Below are 16,395 nucleotides of genomic sequence, written 5' to 3' on the forward strand. Positions count from 1 at the left end.
GCTTCGGCGCGGCGGCGGTCTATATCAGGTTTACGCCGCGCCCAAGCTTGATTACAGCTATGCGGACGATTCAACGGAACCCGACCACCTCATGGCCGACGACCACATCCGCTACGACATTCTGGCCCAGGAGGCGTTGCGCGGCGTCATGCGCAAGGTCCTGGCCGAGGTCGCGCGCACCGGCCTCCCCGGCAATCATCATTTCTTCATCACCTTCCTGACCGGCGCGCCCGGCGTGCGCGTGTCGTCGCGCCTGCGCGAGCGCTATCCCGAGCAGATGACCATCGTCATCCAGTTCCAGTATTGGGACCTGAAGGTGACCGACACCGGCTTCGAGGTCGGTCTCTCTTTCTCCGACGTGCCGGAGAAACTCGAGATCCCGTTCTCGGCCGTGCGCGGCTTCTACGATCCCTCGGTCAATTTCGAACTCGAATTCGACGTCAAGACCGACGCGCAGCCCGACGAGGAACCGGCAGCACCGGCTCCCGAGCCGCTGACCATCGTCTCCGAGAAGAAGCCGAAGGCCGAGAAGAAGGCCTCCGCCGAAGCGGAGAAGAAGCCCGCCGCCGCCGATGCCGGCACCAAGGGCGCAGAAGTGGTCTCGCTCGACGCCTTCCGCAAGAAATAGGCTCGCGGTCCATGGCCGATATCGTCAACCTTCGTCAGCTCCGCAAACAGAAGGCGCGAGCCGACAAGGAACAAATGGCCAGCCAGAATCGCGCCTTGCACGGCCGCACCAAGGCCGAAAAGCAACGCGACCGTGTGATCGCCGACAAGAGCGAAAGGTTCGTCGCGGGCCATCACCGCGAAAAGCCCGGCGAACCAGGCAACCCCAGCCAACCTAACGATCGCAGCCAATCTGACGATTCCAGCCAATCTGACGGTCAATGAGCGCCGTCGAAAAGCGCTCGGTGACCATTCGCGGCCATCGCACCAGCTATTCCCTCGAAAAACCCTTCTATGACGACCTCCTCGCCATCGCGGCGGCGAGAAAGCTGACACTCGCCGCCCTTGTCGCCGAAATTGACGAGACCCGGCCGCGCGGTGCCAACCTGTCCTCGGCGCTGAGGCTCTATGTCCTGGAGTGGGCGAAGCACGGGACGAACGCCTGAACTAGGCACTGTCAGCCACGTCTGCCTTTTTCCTGCGTCTGGTGCCGAAGCCGAGCAAGGTCGAGCGCTCACGCTCCTCGGCCTGCTTGCGCGAGCGCACGCGCATCAGATCCTTCCAGCCGACATAGCCGACCAGCCTTCCGTCCTCACGCGCCACGACCGGCAGATGCGAGACATTGGCCGTCAACAGTTTGTCCGAAAGACCTTCCAGATATTCGTCGGGATAGGCCAGCGTCACCTTGCTTCCGGCCAACAACTCCCCCAACGTCGTCGTCCGGTGCTTGCCGGCGCGGCGCCAGCGCAGGATCGCCGGCGGATCGATGAGCCCGAGCACCTGCCTGTTTTCATCGACCACGGGAAAACTCGGATGCCGGGTTTCCGGCGCGGTCAGGAAGGCGGCCGCGCCATGCAGCGTCATCGTCGCCGGCACGCTCTCGACTTCCGATGTCATCACCTCGCGCACCCTGGTGAGCGCGAATGGATCGACGCGATATTCGCGCACAAGGTGGTGCCCTCGCCTGGCGATCTTCTCGGTCAGGATCGAACGCTTCATCAGGAGCACGGTGACGGCATGCGCCGCCGCACAGGCCGCGATCAGCGGCACCAGCACATGCGTGTTGCCGGTCAGCTCGACGGCGAAGAAAGTGGCTGTCAGCGGCGCGCGCATTGTGCCGCCCATGGTGGCGGCCATGGCCAGCAGCGCCCAGAAGCCCGGGTCCGCCGCCGGCAGGATCCCGGCAAGCACCGCGCCCATTGCGCCACCCATGATCAACAGCGGCGCCAGCACGCCGCCCGAGGTTCCCGAGCCGAGCGCCACCGACCAGATCACGGCCTTGACCACCAGCAGCAGGAGCGCCGCGGTCGCGATCGTGCGGCCGTCCAGCATGTCGGCGATGTTGTCATACCCCACGCCGAGCGCCCGTGGGTCGATCAATCCGCCTATGCCGACCACCAGGCCGCCGAGCATCGGCCACCACATCCAGTGGATGGGCAGCTTCTGGAAGCCGTCCTCGCACGCATAGACCATCTGCGTCAGCAGCCCGGACAAAAGACCGGCGCAGATACCGACCAGCACCCAGCCGCCAAGGCCGAGGAAGGAAACCGCCATGCTGCCCTGGAACGGAAAGATCGGCCCCGGCATATGCAGCATCGTGCGCTCCACCTCCGCCACGATGGCCGCCACCGCCACGGGAATGAAGCTGCGCGGCGTCCATTCGAACAAAAGCAGTTCCACCGCCAGCATGATGGCCGCGATCGGCGTGCCGAACACGGTGGTCATGCCGGCCGCCGCTCCCGCGACCAGCAGCGTCTTGCGCTCGGTGTCTGAGACCGGCAGCATCTGCGCGATCAGCGAGCCGATGGCGCCGCCGGTCATGATGATCGGCCCCTCGGCGCCGAACGGCCCGCCGGAGCCGATCGAGATCGCCGACGACAGCGGCTTCAGGATTGCCACCTTCGCGTCCAGTCTGGAACGCCCGAGCAGGATCGCCTCGATCGCCTCGGGAATGCCGTGACCGCGGATCTTCTCGCTGCCATAGCGCGCCATCAGGCCGATGATCAGCGCGCCGATGACCGGAACGATGACGGCGGCAAGCCCGAGCGGCGTATCCTGCAGCTTCAGCTCGGCAAGCGAGAACTGGCCGAAATAGGCGATGTTGGTGGCCAGCCGGATCAGCTTCAGCAGCACGATGCCGGCAAACAGCCCGGCGGTCGCCACCACCACCGCTATCGCGGCGACGAGCAGCACTCGGGCATCCGTGGTGAAATCCCTGAGATGACCGGGATTGGAGTTGTGGGTCTTCATGGTTGCGTTGCTTCCCGGCGGCGGCCGTATCTGGTTCTGCGGCACGGTCGAAGGGGCCAGCCGGTTGTCGGTCGGCTATGTATCGTAACACGATATATCTGTTCAAGCTCATTCCGTCCGAAATTTCGTTTGAGCTTTCTCCGGAAAACGAAGACATCTCCTATATGACGCAGTCACCCAAGACACGACGCCCCGCCATCAGGCAATCCGACTACGAGCGGCTGTCCGAATTCCGCTACCTGATCCGCCGCTTCCTCGAATTCAGCCAGGTGCAGGCCGAGGGTGCCGGCCTGACCCCACGCCAGCACCAGGCGCTGCTGGCGATCAAGGGCTATCCGGGCGGCGGGCCGGTGACGGTGGGCGACCTGGCGGAACGCCTGCGCATCCGCCACCACAGCGCCGTCGAACTGGTCAACCGCCTCGGCGAGGCAGGACTGGTCGCACGAGATCAGGACAAGGACGATCATCGCCGCGTACTGCTGCGGCTGACCGAACGCGCCGACGATTGCCTGGCCGAACTGTCGGCCGCGCATCTCGACGAGCTCTCCCGCATAGAACCCATGCTGCGGCGCCTGCTCGATGGGGGCCAAGACTGACGCCCGGCGTCCGCGCGGGCCGATACCGAAATATTTTTTTCGAAACCGAATCCTTTGGCCTGGCCGCTGCGTCCTGGACAGGTGAGAGCCGAGGAACCGATGCGATGAAACACCATTTGATACGCTATAAGACGAAGCCGGACCGGGCCGACGAGAACGAGCGCCTGGTCAAGGCCGTGTTCGAGGAACTGCGCGGCAAATCGCCGGAAGGCGTTCGCTACATGACCTGGCGCTCCGGCGACGGCACTTTCGTCCATCTCGTCGAGATCGAAACCGACGAGCATGCCGATGTCATCCCCGGGCTTGCCGCTTTCGAGGCCTTCCAAAATGGCATCAGGGATCGCTGCATCGACCCGCCGCACCGTGACGTGATGACAGTGGTGGGCCATTATCGGATGCTGGACGAGTAGCTGAATAAACCACCTCAAGAACGGGCGGTGCATGAACAGTCAAGGCGAAGTCCGCGAGCCTTTCGACCGCTTGTTCGGCGAATTGCGCCCCAAGCTGCACCGCTATTGCGCCCGCATGACAGGCTCGGTCGTCGATGGCGAGGACGTCTTGCAGGAGGCGCTGGCCAAGGCATTCGAGGCCTTGCCCAACGCCGGCCCGATCGCCAATCCCGAAGGCTGGCTGTTCCGCATCGCCCACAATGCGGCGCTCGATTTCCTGCGCCGCCGCGCCCGCGAGAGGGCCTTCTCCGACGAGGAGCCGGACATGATCGCCGACCCGGCAAATTCCATCGCCGACCGGCAGGCCGCGGCAGCCGGATTGCACAGTTTCATGCGCCTTCCCGTCGCGCAACGAAGCAGCGTCATCATGATGGACGTCCTGGGCTATTCGCTGCAGGAGATCAGCACCATGCTCGACACCAGCATCCCCGCGATCAAGGCCGCGCTGCACCGTGGCCGAGGCCGGTTGCGCCAGTTCGCCAATGAACAGGACGATCGTCCTGTTCCCAGGCTGAGTGCATCGGAGCGCCTGTTGCTCGACACCTATGTCGATCGCTTCAACGCCCGTGATTTCGACGCCGTGCGGGACATGCTGGCCGATGAAGTGCGGCTGGAACTGGTGGCCAGGGCAAGGCTGAACGACCGCAAGGAGGTGGCCACCTATTTCGGCAATTATTCCCGGGTGCGGGATTGGCATTTCGCGCCTGGTTTCGTCGAAGACCGTCCGGCAATCCTCGTGCGTGATCCCAACGACCCTGGGGCAGCGCCGACATACTTCATCCTGCTGGGTTGGCAGGGCGACAAGCTTGCCACCATCCGCGACTTCCGCCACGCCAGATACGTCGCTGACGGCGCCGAAACGTTTCTTCTTTGAGACGATTGCGAGACGGCGAGCAACCGGAAAGCCCAGTCCTACCGCCTACTGCAGTGACTTCAGCAGATTGTCGACAGTGAACGGATTGGCTTTCGGCTTGGCCGGAGGCGGATTGTCGTTGGCGGGCACCCGCTCGGCCTTGGGCGCCTGTTCCGCCGCCTTGCGCTCGGCTTCGAGCCTGGCTTTTTCCTGAGAGGCAATGCGCATCGCCTCCTCCGCCTTCTGGCGCTCCTGCTCGGCCTGCGCCTTGGCCGCCTCGTCCGCTGCCTGCTGTTCCGCCGCCGCCTTCGCATCGGCATCGGCCTTGGCTTTCGCGTCTGCATCCGCCTTGGCTTTCGCTTCCGCGTCGGCCTTCGCCTTGGCATCCGCTTCAGCCTGGGCCTGAGCGTCGGCTTCCGCTTTCGCCTTGGCGTCGGCTTCTGCTTTCAGGCGCGCCGCTTCCTCCTGCTGGCGCAATTCTTCCGCGGCCTTGTCGCGGGCATCCTGAAGTGCCGCGTAGTAGCGCACCTCGCGCCGCAGCCGCTGTTTCTCAAGCAGCGCGGCCTGCATCGCCTCGACGCGTTGCTGTTCTTTTTCCAGCGCGCGCTGGGTCAGGAACTGCGCCAGCGGCTCGCTGTCGAACTGCCGTTTCACGGCACCGAACGGCCCCTCGGCGGTGAAATTCACGACCGGCTCGGAGCCGACCAGCGCTTCGTCGCCGGGCCGATAGGTGACCGCGCCCTTGGCCGAAACCGTGCTGGCATTGAGGTCGGCCGTGATGTCGGCCGACAAGGTCGCCGCCGGATTTTCAAGGCTGATCGGGGGCGCTCGCAGCATGCCGCCGGCAATCGTGAAGGTGACCTCGGCGTCCTTTGCCGCGAAGCTGCCGTCGGCTGCGATGTCAGGCACGAAGCCAGCGGTCTTGGCCGCGTCGATATCGCGGCCGATCGCATCCGCCTTGGCGAGGAATGCGCCGAACGCGTCAGGATTGACGCCGGCGATCTGCAAGCCCTTCAGCGTCGCCGTGCCGGATCCCGACAGAGCGGCAATCATCGCGTCGACCGACTTGCCGCTGGTCGACATCGTCGTCGAGAAATCGCCACTGCCGCTGATGCCCGCATTCGGCAAGACATCAGCCAGGTCGGCACCCGCCAGTTTCATCTGTCCGGTGAAAAGCCCGGTGCCCTCATTGTTCTTCAACTCGAACAGGCCGGAGAGCGCCCCGCCGAGGAATTTGGCTTTGAGATCGGCCACCCGAATGCCTTCCGGGTCGAGCTTGAGCGAGAAGGCCGCGTCATAGGCGGTGGCCAACGGGCCGGCGGCCAGCGAAGCCGTGGTCAGGTCGAGATCGGCGGTGAACGGCAGGCTGGACTTCTGGCTGAACGGCGCCGACGGCCATGCGCCGGCCTTCTCACTCTTGTCGGTATTGTCACTCTTGCCGGCGCCGTTCTTGTCCAAGAGAAAAGCGGAATCGCCAAACAGTGCCACCGCCATCGGATCGAGGTCAAGTTCGTCGAGCGCCAGCGCACCGGCCAGATGCGGCACGCCATCCTTGCCGTCGACCCCCTGCTTGACATCGAGGTTGATGTCGCCGGACACAGCCGCCTCGTTGATGGCGCCGCTAAGCCCGGAGAGCACCAGCAGGCCATTGCCGTAATCGGCCTGCGCGGCCAGCGATGTCGACATGCCGGCGCCCATGCCGGGCAGGCCAATGCCCGTCGTCATCAGCCAAGGTTCGATGTCGGCGGCGTCGAGGTTGACCTTGCCCTTGGCCGTCGGACCTTGCTGCGTGTCGGCGACCGTACCCTCGAAGCCGGCCTTGAAGTCGTTGCCGGCAAGGCTGAAGCTCGTCGCCAGGCCGCCGCCAAACGTGCCCTTGGCCTGGATATCGGTGCTTGCTTCACCCAGCATGCCGAGCGGCAGCGCCGGCAGGCCATAGAGCGCCAGCAAGGCGGTTGCGTCCGGGTTCCTTGCATTGAAAGTCAGGGTCACCGGCGCGTCGGCAAGCTTGTTCACCGCGCCCCTTCCCGACAGCGACGCCGAAAACGCCGAGCCGCCGGCCTTGCCCTGCCCGCTGACCGCCAGACCCGTAGTGCCGTCGCCATTGTCGGCGGCACTGGCCACGAGGTCGATGCGCGCATCCTGGAACAGGTCGGGATAAGCGGCGGCGCGGCCCGCAAGCCCCTTCAGCACGGCATTGTCAGGATAATGCTGCGCGGCGACGTCGATCAGCGGCTTCAGGTCGACCGCGACCACCGAGGCGTCGAGCTTGCCGGTCGGGCCCGCCGGAAAATCCTTGATCCGGCCCGTGGCGCTGATCGAGGAACCGGCCAGTCCGCCGACCGAAAGCCTGTCGATTTCGAGCAGTCCGTCCCGCAGCCTGAGAGCGGTATCGACCGTGTCGGCGGTCAAGCCGCCGGCGCTGACCGGGCCGGCCTTGATCTGGAAATCGAGGTCGCTGCTGGCAAAACGGTTGGCGCCCTTGTCGCTGACGAAGATCGAGGCGAAGGCCGCCAGCCCGTCGACATCGAGGTCACCGCCCTCGAGCCGCATCAGCACCGAGGGCTTTGCGTCGTCAGGCTGGCTGGAATCGATGCGGCCGGAAAACTTCGCCTTGCCCAGGATCAATTCGAGATCGCTGAAGGATTGATGGTTTTCAGAGAGATCGACCTTGGCCTTGAAGCCGGCGGCAGGCAGACGGCGGATCGCTTCGTCGACATCCTTCGACAGCCAGGCTGCGAAACCCGAAGGTTGCGCCACGGCCAGCAGCAACGAGCCGGTGAAGCCGAAATGGCCCTGCACGTTGAGCATGACCTTGCCATCGGCTTCCAGCTTGGTGCGGCCCGGCAAGGTCGCGGCCAGCGATTTCACCGACCAGCCGTCACCGACCGGCTCGGCGGAAAGATGAACGTCGCGCACCGTGGTGTCGCCGGCCACCACCGCCGGCAGCTTGACCTCGACCGTGCCGGGAATGGTCGGCTTCGGCACATCGAGCAACGCCTGCTCGAGCCCGGCGATACGCTGGTCCAGCGTCAGGCCCGCACCCGCCGGCGCACCCACCGCCTCGTCGAATTGCACCTGTGCGCCGTTGGCTTCGATGGCGAAGCTCGGTTTCTGGCCGAGATCGACCGAAGCCTTGCCGTCGGCGGTGTAGGGATTGTCGAGCGGACCGGTTTCGAAACGGAATTCATCGACACCAAGCTTCTGGTGGTCGAGCGAGAACTTGCCGTTCAGCCGGAAACCCGGATCGGGCTTGCCGGCGCTGACCTTGACCGTCTCGCCATCCGTACCGCGCAGCTCGGCTGAATTCTTGCCGGCACCATCCTTGTCGGCACCCGAAATCTTGAACAGGCCGGAATAGACGGCGGCACCGTTGACGATTCCGGCATTGCCGTCGGTCTCGATAACCAGCGGATAGGCTTCGGGGTCCGCCCTCACCCGTAACCGCATCTGCCCGGAGGGTTCGGCCTTGCCGGTCGACGCCGCGACCGTGGTCCGCAACCCGTCCAGCCGCAACGTGCCGTCCATGCGCCACGGACCGGCCAGCGACTTGGCCGAAATGGTCGAATTGATCTCGGAAAAGATGTGGCTGCGGCCGCCGGCGGCATGGCGCAGTTCGACCTGCCCTTCCGTCACCGTCAGCTTCTCGATCGAGATCTGGCCGGGGTCGAAGGGCGAGGACGGGCGCATCGCCCAGTCGACGGTTCCATTGGCGGCGATGTCTATGGTCGCCTTCGGCCGCACCAGCCGCATGTCGAAGATCAGCACCTCGCCGCGCAGGAAGGGCGCCAGTTCGGCATCCATCGAAAACGTCTCGACGGTCATGGCCGGCTGGCCGTCGGGGCCACCGGCGACGGCGACGTTGGAAAAGGTCACCGAGGGGAACGGCAACAGCCTTGCCGTGGCGTCGCCCTGCACGGTGACCTTGCGGCCGAGGATGGCGCTTGCCTCGCGCTCGAACTCGGCGCGGTAGCCGGTCCAGTCGACGAAATACGGCACCACCAGCGCCGCAAGCAGCACCAGAACGAACATGCCACCGAAGATCACGAACAGGCGTGCGAGCATCCGCTCCGAACAGGTTGATTGAAATTCTGCTGCACTCTACCCGCATCCGCGTGTCGATAAAGAGGCAATTCATCCTGTGTTGCGTCACGTCGGACGATCTGAAACAAATTCTGGGAAAAGCGGAGATTCTCGGATGTCGGGCAAAAACTGGGATCGCGTGCCGATCGATGCACAGAGTGTCGATGCCCCGCTATCGCAGTCGGCGATTTTCCTTGTCGTCACCGTCGCCGGCGAACAGCCGGCCTTGGCCAGGGTTTGCTCCGTGCTCGGCGAGCTCGACGACCTGGTCAAGACTGTCGGATTCCGCGATCTTGGCGGGCGCCTGTCGTGCATTGCCGGCATCGGCAGCGATCTCTGGAACCGGCTCAGCCCCGGCCGGCGACCGCTGGAGCTGAAGCCGTTCGCGCCGATCAAGGGCGCGGTCCATTCGGCGCCAACGACGTCGGGCGACCTGCTCTTCCACATCCGCGCCGAGCGGCCCGACATGTGCTTCGAATTCGAACGTATCCTGCTCGACAGGCTTGGTCCCGGCGTGACCGTCGTCGACGAAGTGGCGGGCTTTCGTTATTTCGATGCCCGCGACCTGCTCGGTTTTGTCGACGGCACTGCAAACCCGACCGGCCTCGATCTGCCAGCCTCGGCGCTGGTCGGTGACGAAGATGCCGACTTCGCCGGCGGCAGCTATGTCGTGGTCCAGAAATATCTGCACGATATGCAGGCCTGGGCGCGCATTCCGACTCCCGAGCAAGAGACGATCATCGGCCGCACCAAGATCGACAACATCGAAATCGATGATGACGATGCGCCCCGCAAATCGCACAAGTCGCTGGCCACCATCGAGGATGCCGACGGCAACGAGTACGACATATTGCGCGACAACATGCCGTTCGGCAGGCCCGGGCAGAACGAATTCGGCACCTACTTCATCGGCTACAGCAGATATCTTTGGGTCACCGAGAAAATGCTGCAGCGTATGTATGTCGGCGACCCGCCGGGCGCCTACGACCGGCTGCTCGATGTCTCGACACCGCACACCGGCACGACCTTCTTCGCCCCGACCCGTCCCATGCTGCAGACGCTTGTGCAGGCGAAGTAAGACAAGCTACTCCACTGCACGGTAGAGCAGCGGCTGGTGGCCTCTATCCGCGGTCCCTCAGCGTGCGTCGCGTTTCGCCTGCGCCACCTTGGCCGCTTTGCGCTGGCGGCCAAGTTCCGCCGGTCGAACAAGACTTGGAACCTTCTGGTTGGCGACGGCCCGCATGCCCTTGTGCGCCGTTCGCGAATTGTGCGCGGGACCGTCCGGGGCTTTCTGCTTCAAGGCCAGCGCCTTGCGTGCATTGTCAACCAGCGAAATGCGGGCCGCCAGTTGGCGGCGCCGTTCGGCCTCGCCGTTCAGCCGCCGCATCGCCATGGCCAGCACCGCGAGCTTCACTTGTGAACCGCCATCGGCCTTTGAGGGTGCCGCGCCTTTCGGCGCGCCCTTGCCGCGTATCTCGCGCCGCCTGCGATGCGCTTCGGCCTGCGCCTTGTCACGCCGTTCCCGCAACAGCTTGACCAGGCCGGAAAGGTCGGTATCGGAAAGTTCCTGCACCACCGGATGGTGCGATTTCTCCACCATCTCGTGTTCGTCGGCGCTCAGCGCTCGCGCTTCTTCCCTGCGTGAAATGGCCATGACAGTCCTCCTCAGCCGGCACGCCTGTCTTTCCAGGCTTGCCACTGCGGGAGCCTCGACCCGAATGGCCGCGCGGTCAAGACGCGCTCTTCACGACGCCCTAGCCCGCGTCAGGCAGGATCTTGCCCGGATTCATGATATTTTGCGGATCGAGCGCCTGCTTGATGGTGCGCATGACGTCGACGCCGTGGCCGAGTTCATGGCGCAGGAAGCCGATCTTGCCCTGGCCGATGCCGTGCTCGCCGGTGCAGGTGCCCTCCATGGCGATCGCCCGCATGTTGAGCCGCGCGACGAATTTTTCCGACAGCGCGATTTCCTTGGGATCGTTCACATCCATCAGCACCAGCACGTGGAAATTGCCGTCGCCGGCATGGCCGACGATCGGCGCGATCAGCCCCATCTCGGCGATATCGGCCTCGGTTTCCATGACGCATTCGGCAAAGCGCGATATCGGCACACAGACATCGGTCGAAAGCCCCTTGGCGCCCGGCCGCAAGGTCAGCGACGCCCAGTAGGCGTCGTGCCTCGCCTTCCACAATTTTGTCCGCTCCTCGGCGACGCTGGTCCACAGAAACGGCCCGCCGCCATTCTCTTCCGCGATCATGCCGAAGGTCTCGGCCTGCTCGGCGACACCGGCATCGCTGCCATGGAATTCCACGAACAGGCACGGGCTCTCGGGATAATCGAGCTTGGAATAAGTCTTCATCGCCCGCATCTGCAGTGCATTGACCAGTTCGATGCGCGCCACCGGAATGCCCATCTGAATCGTCGCGATGACGGCGTTGCAGGCCGCCTCGACGCTCGGAAACGGACAGACGCCGCCCGAGATCGCCTGCGGAATACCCTGCAGCTTCAAGGTTAGCGCGGTGATGATGCCGAGCGTGCCTTCCGAGCCGACCAGCAGCCGGGTCAGATCATAGCCCGCAGAACTCTTCTTCGCCCGTTTGCCGGTCGTCACCGTCTCGCCGTCGGCCATGACGGCGGTCAGCGACAGCACGTTCTCGCGCATCGTCCCGTAGCGCACCGCATTGGTGCCGGACGCCCGCGTCGCCGCCATGCCGCCGAGCGAGGCATTGGCGCCCGGATCGATCGGAAAGAACAGCCCGGTGTCGCGCAAATGCCGGTTCAGGTCCTCGCGCGTCACGCCGGGCTCGACCGTGCAGTCGAGATCCTGTGGATTGACCGAAAGAATGCGGTTCATCCGCGACGTATCGACCGAAATGCCTCCACCCGGCGCATTGGTGTGGCCTTCGAGCGACGAGCCGACGCCAAACGCGATCACCGGCACGCGGTGCGCGGCACAGGCGCGCACGATCTCCTGCACCTCGGCCGTGGTCTCGGGGAAAGCCACGCCGTCGGGCGCCTGCGTCGGAATGTAAGTCGTCGTATGCGCGTGCTGCGAGCGGATGGCCTGGCCGGTCTGGAAGCGCTCGCCCAGCCGCTGCTTGAGGATGCCGAGCACCGCCGCGATGCCTTCCTCGTTGCGTTCGACCGGATTGAGGTCGCTCAGAGCCATGAAATCCTCCGCGAATGGACCAGCATGCATGCTTGTTATGCGATTATGGATGCGTAGTCTCCGCGACCACGCTCTGTCCAGCACCAGAACAAGGAAGTTTCAATGTCCATCCCCGCCCCCTTCGTCTCCAGGCCCATGGACATCGAGAAGGACTGGATCGACTATAACGGCCATCTCAACATGGCCTACTACAACGTGCTGTTCGACCGCTGCTCGGACGAGGCCTTCGAGGCGATGGGCATGGGGCTGGACTATGTGAAAGAGCGGCGGCTCACCATCTACACCGCCGAAGTCCATGTCTGCTACGTGCAGGAACTGCACCTGGACCACAAGGTCACGGTCTCCTTCCAGCTCATCGAGCATGACGAGAAGCGGCTGCGGGCCTACCAGGAAATCCGCCATGTCGACGGCTGGCTCGCCGCCACGTCCGAGACCTTGTCGCTGCATGTCGATATGTCGGGGCCGAAGGTGGCGCCCTTCCCGGCCGATGTGCTGGCGAGGATCCAAGCCATGCGCGCCGCCCATTCGGTGCTGCCGATGCCCGAACGCGCCGGCCGCTCGATTGGAATCAAGCGCAGGTAGGGCGGAGCCGGCATCCATCTCGCCTCATTAGCGGGAGACCGGGCTGGCTTCAAAGCCACACCCGAAACTCAAAATCGCAGAACATCGGATAACCGCCGGCACCCGCGCTTGAAGCGGGTTCGCACCGACGTTAACCTTACCGAGGTTTTAACGGGAACAAGCCAATTGAGCCGTTGAACGACTCAGCGGAGCGGTCGAAAACGTCCGCACAAGGGTTGTTTTAGCGGGCGGCGGGGCGAAGCCGGTTCGAGGAACGTGCATGAAAACGGACATCAAGGTCGAGGTGGACAGGCTGGCCGCCGATCCGCGCATATCAGACTACGATTTCTGGCGTTCGCTCAAGAATGTCGACAACGAGATCTTTCACATCGCCAACAACAACGAACCGATTCCATTCGACATGATCCGCTGGCGCAGCATCCTGAAGCGCGCCCGCCTGAAGCGCGGCCATGCATAGCGAGGCGGAGGGATCAAATCCCCAGCTTCACGGCTGCCGCCTGATCGCCGCCAGCGGTGAGCGCGCGATCACCGGCGATGACTGGATGATCGCCGTATTGGTCATCGCATGGGGGATGATGCGGTCGATCACCCGTTCGAGTTCGGCGACCGAGCCGACATGCGCCAGCGCGATGAAACAGTCTTCGCCGGTCACCCGGTCGCATTGCGCGATTTCCGGCAGGTCTCGGATGATCTCGGCCACGACGGCCAATTGCCCAGGCACCGGCCGGATGCGCAGCCATGCCGATAGTTTCAGGCCAAGCGCCGCGGGATTGATCTTGACGCAATAGGCCTCGATCACGCCGTTTTCCTGCAGCCGCTTGATGCGCTCGGCCACACTCGGCGCCGACAGGCCGACCGAGCGCGCCAGTTCCGCCGTGCTGGCGCGCGCATCCTTTTCCAGCAGGCGCAGGATCTTCATGTCGGCCGCATCGAGGTTGATGTTTTCGCTTCGAAGGCGTTTCATGGAAAACTCCTTGCTTCCGGGTAAGAAATGATCGGACAAGCGGATCATCATCCATATAAGTCGGGACGATCGGCTACGATACTGGTCTCATGGACGACCCGAGGCAAGCACCGCATTCCGGTTTTACCGCAGTCAGCCCTACTGCTGTCCGCCCGGCCCTTGCCGGCCCCGCACTCACCGGGCTGGCGACAAGACTGCCGCCGCATGTCTGGTTCGCGGTCAGCGCGGTCTTCCACTATCTCGGGCCGGCCTTCGCCGTGCTGCTTTTCCCGCATGTCGGCGTGCTCGGCATGGCTTGGCTGCGCATCGCCACCGCGGCGCTGATCTTCGCGCCGCTGACCCGCCCTTGGCGAACCTTCGCCCGTGCCGGCCCTCGGACGCGGCTCCTGCTCATTGCCTTCGGCGCTTGCCTGGCGGTGATGAACTGCTCGTTCTACCTGGCGCTTGACCGCCTGCCGATCTCGCTGGTGGCGGCGATCGAGTTCGTCGGCACCATCGGCATTGCGCTGGTCGGCCTAAGGAGCGCCCGCAATCTGGCCGCTCTTGCCATCGCCGTCACCGGCACCTTGCTGTTGATTGACGTCAAATGGTCAAGCGACCCCGTCGGGCTGTTCTGGGCCTTCCTCAACGGCGCGCTCTTTGTCGGCTACATCGTGCTTGGCCATCGCGTCGCCCGCGCGGGCGCCGGCGACGGCATCGCCGGCCTGGGTGCTGCCATGGCGGTCGCCTTCGTCGTCGTGCTTCCGATCGGTGTCACCGACGCGCTGCCCGCCTTTTTCTCGCCGCCGCTGCTCATCGCCGCCATCGGCGTCGGCATCTGTTCTTCGGTCATTCCGTATATCTGCGATCAGCTCGCCATGGCGCGGTTGCCGCGCGCGAGCTTTGCGCTGATGCTGTCGCTGCTGCCGGTCACCGCGACGCTGATCGGCATCGTCGTGCTGCGCCAGATTCCCGGCCCGACCGATTGCCTCGGCATCGCGCTGGTCGTGGCCGGCGTTGCCTTCCACAAACCAGTGGCTGATCGCGAAGCCGATCGCACTTAGGCCAGCTTCTGCTTGAGGAAGGCGATCGTCCTGCCCCAGGCGAGGTCGGCCGCCTTCTTGTCGTAGCGCGCCGCCGAGGTGTCGTTGTTGAAGGCATGGTTGGCGCCTTCATAGACATAGACCGTGTATTCGACATGCGCGGCGTCGAGTTCCTTCTTGAAAGCATCGATGCCGGCGTTGGTGCGCTCGTCCAAGCCCGCATAATGCAGCAGCAGCGCAGCCTTGATCTTCGACGCGTCGGCGGCCTTGGGCTGCATGCCGTAATAGGCGACGCTGGCGGAGAGATCGGGCGCGTTGACGGCCAGCATGTTGGCCGTGCCGCCGCCCCAGCAGAAGCCGATGGCGCCGACCTTGCCATTGCCGTCCTTGTCGGCCTTGAGGAAGGCGACCGTCGCCACGCCGTTGGCAACGGTCTGCGCCGCATCGAGTTTCCCGAACATGTCGCGCGCCTTGTCCTCATCAGTGGGCGTGCCGCCGAGCGGCGACAGGAAATCGGGCGCGAGCGCCAAGAAGCCCTCCAGCGCCACGCGCCGGGCGACGTCGCGGATATGCGGGTTGAGCCCCCTGTTTTCATGGATGACGATGACGGTGCCGAGCTTGCCGGTCTGGTTTGCCGGTTTGACCAGATAGCCTTTCATCTCGCCGCCGCTGACGGGATAGGTGATGTCCTCGCCCTTCACGCGGGGATCGTTTTCGGCCACGATCGCCGCCTGGGCGGAGTTCGCCGCCAGCATCGGCACGATCGCGGCGGCCGCAGCACTTGATCCGGCAAGCCTGGTCAACTGCTCCATGAAGCGGCGGCGATCCAGCGTCAGATGCGTGTATTCGTCATAAGCATCGATCATCGCCTGGGTGATGACGGGTTTGGTGGTGACGTTAGCCATCAGCTTCCTCGCTCTCTCGGCTTCGGTGTCCTTGCCGGTCGCAAGATAGGGGCGAGCCTCTCATCGTCCAGTCACCGGACCGTGACATCTCGCTGTCCTGCCGGCCGCCAGTCGGTCGGTTGGTCGGAAGATCATCACGTTTTTGTCATCGGTGACAAATCTTGATGGCGCCGCCACAATAGTGGGGGAAACTGGCTTGCCGGCCGCCTTTGGCGGCCACGGTCCTATAGGCCCGATCTGAAAGGAACAGTACCGATGACCATGACCTCGCCGATCCTGGCAAGCGCCTTCGTGGCAGCAGTGGCGGCCGTTCTGGCGATGCGCGCGGCTGTTGTCGCGGCGAGCCGCAAGTCCATGGTCAAGGTTCGCAGCGCCGGCGTCAGCGCACAAACACGAAACCCAAGTTGAGGTGAAGTCATGAACGTCCAGGACATCGTGAACACCGTCTCGCAGAAGGCCGGGCTTGACCAGGCTACGACCGAAAAGGTCGTCGGCACCATCCTCTCGGTGCTGGAGCACGAAGCCGAAGGCACCAGTGCGTCTTCGTTTTTCGCCAAGATTCCCGGCGCCGACGACCTTGCGCACCAATATGACGTCATGGCCGCCGCGCCGGCCGGCGGCGGCGGCTTCCTGTCGTCGCTGCAAGGCGCGCTTGGCGGCGTTCTCGGCGAGAAAGCCGGCGCACTGGTCAACGGCCTCGCCGCGCTCAAGGCATCCGGCCTCGACATGGCGCAGATCCAGAAGGCCGGCGAGACGCTGGTCCAGCAGGCCGAGGCCGCCGCCGGCCCCGATTTGACCAACCAGGTGCTCGGTTCGGTGCCCAGCCTGAAGGCCCATCTGGGGCTCCGCTGATCG

At 64.5% G+C, this 16,395-nt stretch carries 18 protein-coding genes; 12 read left to right on the forward strand and 6 right to left on the reverse strand.

The window, feature by feature from the left end; translation table 11 throughout:
* Positions 1-91 precede the first annotated feature (91 nt).
* From FJ434_RS12690 to FJ434_RS12700, 3 genes are read left to right on the forward strand one after another with little or no spacing between them, the layout of a single operon-like run.
* On the forward strand, positions 92-628 hold the full coding sequence (locus FJ434_RS12690) for an SspB family protein (RefSeq protein ID WP_140747391.1): 537 nt from the start codon (positions 92-94) through the stop codon (positions 626-628).
* Between the two features lie 11 nt (positions 629-639).
* Entirely contained in the window at positions 640-891 is a 252-nt protein-coding gene (locus FJ434_RS12695; protein ID WP_140747394.1) for a DUF4169 family protein, read from the forward strand.
* Positions 888-1,112 (forward strand): ribbon-helix-helix domain-containing protein, encoded by a 225-nt coding sequence (locus FJ434_RS12700; protein ID WP_140502472.1) that lies wholly within the window; start codon positions 888-890, stop codon positions 1,110-1,112. Before FJ434_RS12695 ends, FJ434_RS12700 begins: the two co-directional genes overlap by 4 nt.
* Before the next feature lies 1 nt (position 1,113).
* Here FJ434_RS12700 and FJ434_RS12705 read toward each other — a convergent pair whose 3' ends face one another.
* Positions 1,114-2,916, reverse strand: coding sequence for a chloride channel protein (locus FJ434_RS12705; protein ID WP_140502470.1), 1,803 nt, complete (start codon positions 2,914-2,916; stop codon positions 1,114-1,116).
* Positions 2,917-3,080: 164 nt separating this feature from the next.
* Here FJ434_RS12705 and FJ434_RS12710 point away from each other — a divergent pair, with 164 nt between their 5' ends.
* The 3 genes from FJ434_RS12710 (at position 3,081) to FJ434_RS12720 (ending at position 4,835) form a co-directional block, all read left to right on the forward strand.
* Positions 3,081-3,512, forward strand: a complete 432-nt coding sequence (locus FJ434_RS12710; RefSeq protein ID WP_181165910.1) for a helix-turn-helix domain-containing protein — start codon at positions 3,081-3,083, stop codon at positions 3,510-3,512.
* A gap of 104 nt (positions 3,513-3,616) precedes the next feature.
* Entirely contained in the window at positions 3,617-3,922 is a 306-nt protein-coding gene (locus FJ434_RS12715; RefSeq protein ID WP_140502469.1) for a hypothetical protein, read from the forward strand.
* Between the two features lie 31 nt (positions 3,923-3,953).
* Entirely contained in the window at positions 3,954-4,835 is an 882-nt protein-coding gene (locus FJ434_RS12720; protein ID WP_140747397.1) for an RNA polymerase sigma factor, read from the forward strand.
* 45 nt (positions 4,836-4,880) lie between these two features.
* Here FJ434_RS12720 and FJ434_RS12725 read toward each other — a convergent pair whose 3' ends face one another.
* Complete coding sequence (locus FJ434_RS12725; protein ID WP_140747400.1) at positions 4,881-8,879, reverse strand: AsmA-like C-terminal region-containing protein; 3,999 nt, start codon at positions 8,877-8,879, stop codon at positions 4,881-4,883.
* A 133-nt stretch (positions 8,880-9,012) separates the two neighbouring features.
* Here FJ434_RS12725 and FJ434_RS12730 point away from each other — a divergent pair, with 133 nt between their 5' ends.
* Entirely contained in the window at positions 9,013-9,975 is a 963-nt protein-coding gene (locus FJ434_RS12730; RefSeq protein ID WP_140747403.1) for a Dyp-type peroxidase, read from the forward strand.
* A gap of 57 nt (positions 9,976-10,032) precedes the next feature.
* On the opposite strand, the gene FJ434_RS12735 is transcribed toward FJ434_RS12730, so the two are convergent.
* Entirely contained in the window at positions 10,033-10,551 is a 519-nt protein-coding gene (locus FJ434_RS12735; protein ID WP_140747406.1) for a hypothetical protein, read from the reverse strand.
* A 100-nt stretch (positions 10,552-10,651) separates the two neighbouring features.
* Positions 10,652-12,067 (reverse strand): FAD-linked oxidase C-terminal domain-containing protein, encoded by a 1,416-nt coding sequence (locus tag FJ434_RS12740; RefSeq protein WP_140715871.1) that lies wholly within the window; start codon positions 12,065-12,067, stop codon positions 10,652-10,654.
* A 102-nt stretch (positions 12,068-12,169) separates the two neighbouring features.
* Between FJ434_RS12740 and FJ434_RS12745 the strand changes: the two genes are divergently transcribed.
* Positions 12,170-12,649 (forward strand): thioesterase family protein, encoded by a 480-nt coding sequence (locus FJ434_RS12745; RefSeq protein WP_140502461.1) that lies wholly within the window; start codon positions 12,170-12,172, stop codon positions 12,647-12,649.
* 259 nt (positions 12,650-12,908) lie between these two features.
* A complete protein-coding gene (locus tag FJ434_RS12750; protein ID WP_015317249.1) occupies positions 12,909-13,106 on the forward strand; it encodes a hypothetical protein in 198 nt (65 codons plus the stop codon).
* Positions 13,107-13,133: 27 nt separating this feature from the next.
* On the opposite strand, the gene FJ434_RS12755 is transcribed toward FJ434_RS12750, so the two are convergent.
* Positions 13,134-13,613, reverse strand: a complete 480-nt coding sequence (locus FJ434_RS12755) for an Lrp/AsnC family transcriptional regulator (RefSeq protein ID WP_140747409.1) — start codon at positions 13,611-13,613, stop codon at positions 13,134-13,136.
* A gap of 89 nt (positions 13,614-13,702) precedes the next feature.
* Between FJ434_RS12755 and FJ434_RS12760 the strand changes: the two genes are divergently transcribed.
* Positions 13,703-14,656: a DMT family transporter gene (locus FJ434_RS12760; RefSeq protein ID WP_246678280.1), complete on the forward strand. Its 954-nt coding sequence runs from the start codon at positions 13,703-13,705 to the stop codon at positions 14,654-14,656.
* Here FJ434_RS12760 and FJ434_RS12765 read toward each other — a convergent pair.
* Positions 14,653-15,540 carry a dienelactone hydrolase family protein gene (locus FJ434_RS12765; protein ID WP_140747412.1) on the reverse strand — a complete coding sequence of 296 codons (888 nt, stop codon included), beginning with the start codon at positions 15,538-15,540 and terminating at the stop codon, positions 14,653-14,655. The two genes, FJ434_RS12760 and FJ434_RS12765, sit on opposite strands and share 4 nt — an antisense overlap.
* A gap of 255 nt (positions 15,541-15,795) precedes the next feature.
* Between FJ434_RS12765 and FJ434_RS29775 the strand changes: the two genes are divergently transcribed.
* Together FJ434_RS29775 and FJ434_RS12770 are read left to right on the forward strand one after the other, a co-directional pair.
* Complete coding sequence (locus FJ434_RS29775) at positions 15,796-15,948, forward strand: hypothetical protein (protein WP_181165911.1); 153 nt, start codon at positions 15,796-15,798, stop codon at positions 15,946-15,948.
* 9 nt (positions 15,949-15,957) lie between these two features.
* Entirely contained in the window at positions 15,958-16,392 is a 435-nt protein-coding gene (locus tag FJ434_RS12770; RefSeq protein WP_140502457.1) for a hypothetical protein, read from the forward strand.
* Positions 16,393-16,395: the final 3 nt, after the last annotated feature.

This window comes from Mesorhizobium sp. B2-5-13 (genome assembly GCF_006440535.1).
GTDB lineage: Bacteria > Pseudomonadota > Alphaproteobacteria > Rhizobiales > Rhizobiaceae > Mesorhizobium > Mesorhizobium salmacidum.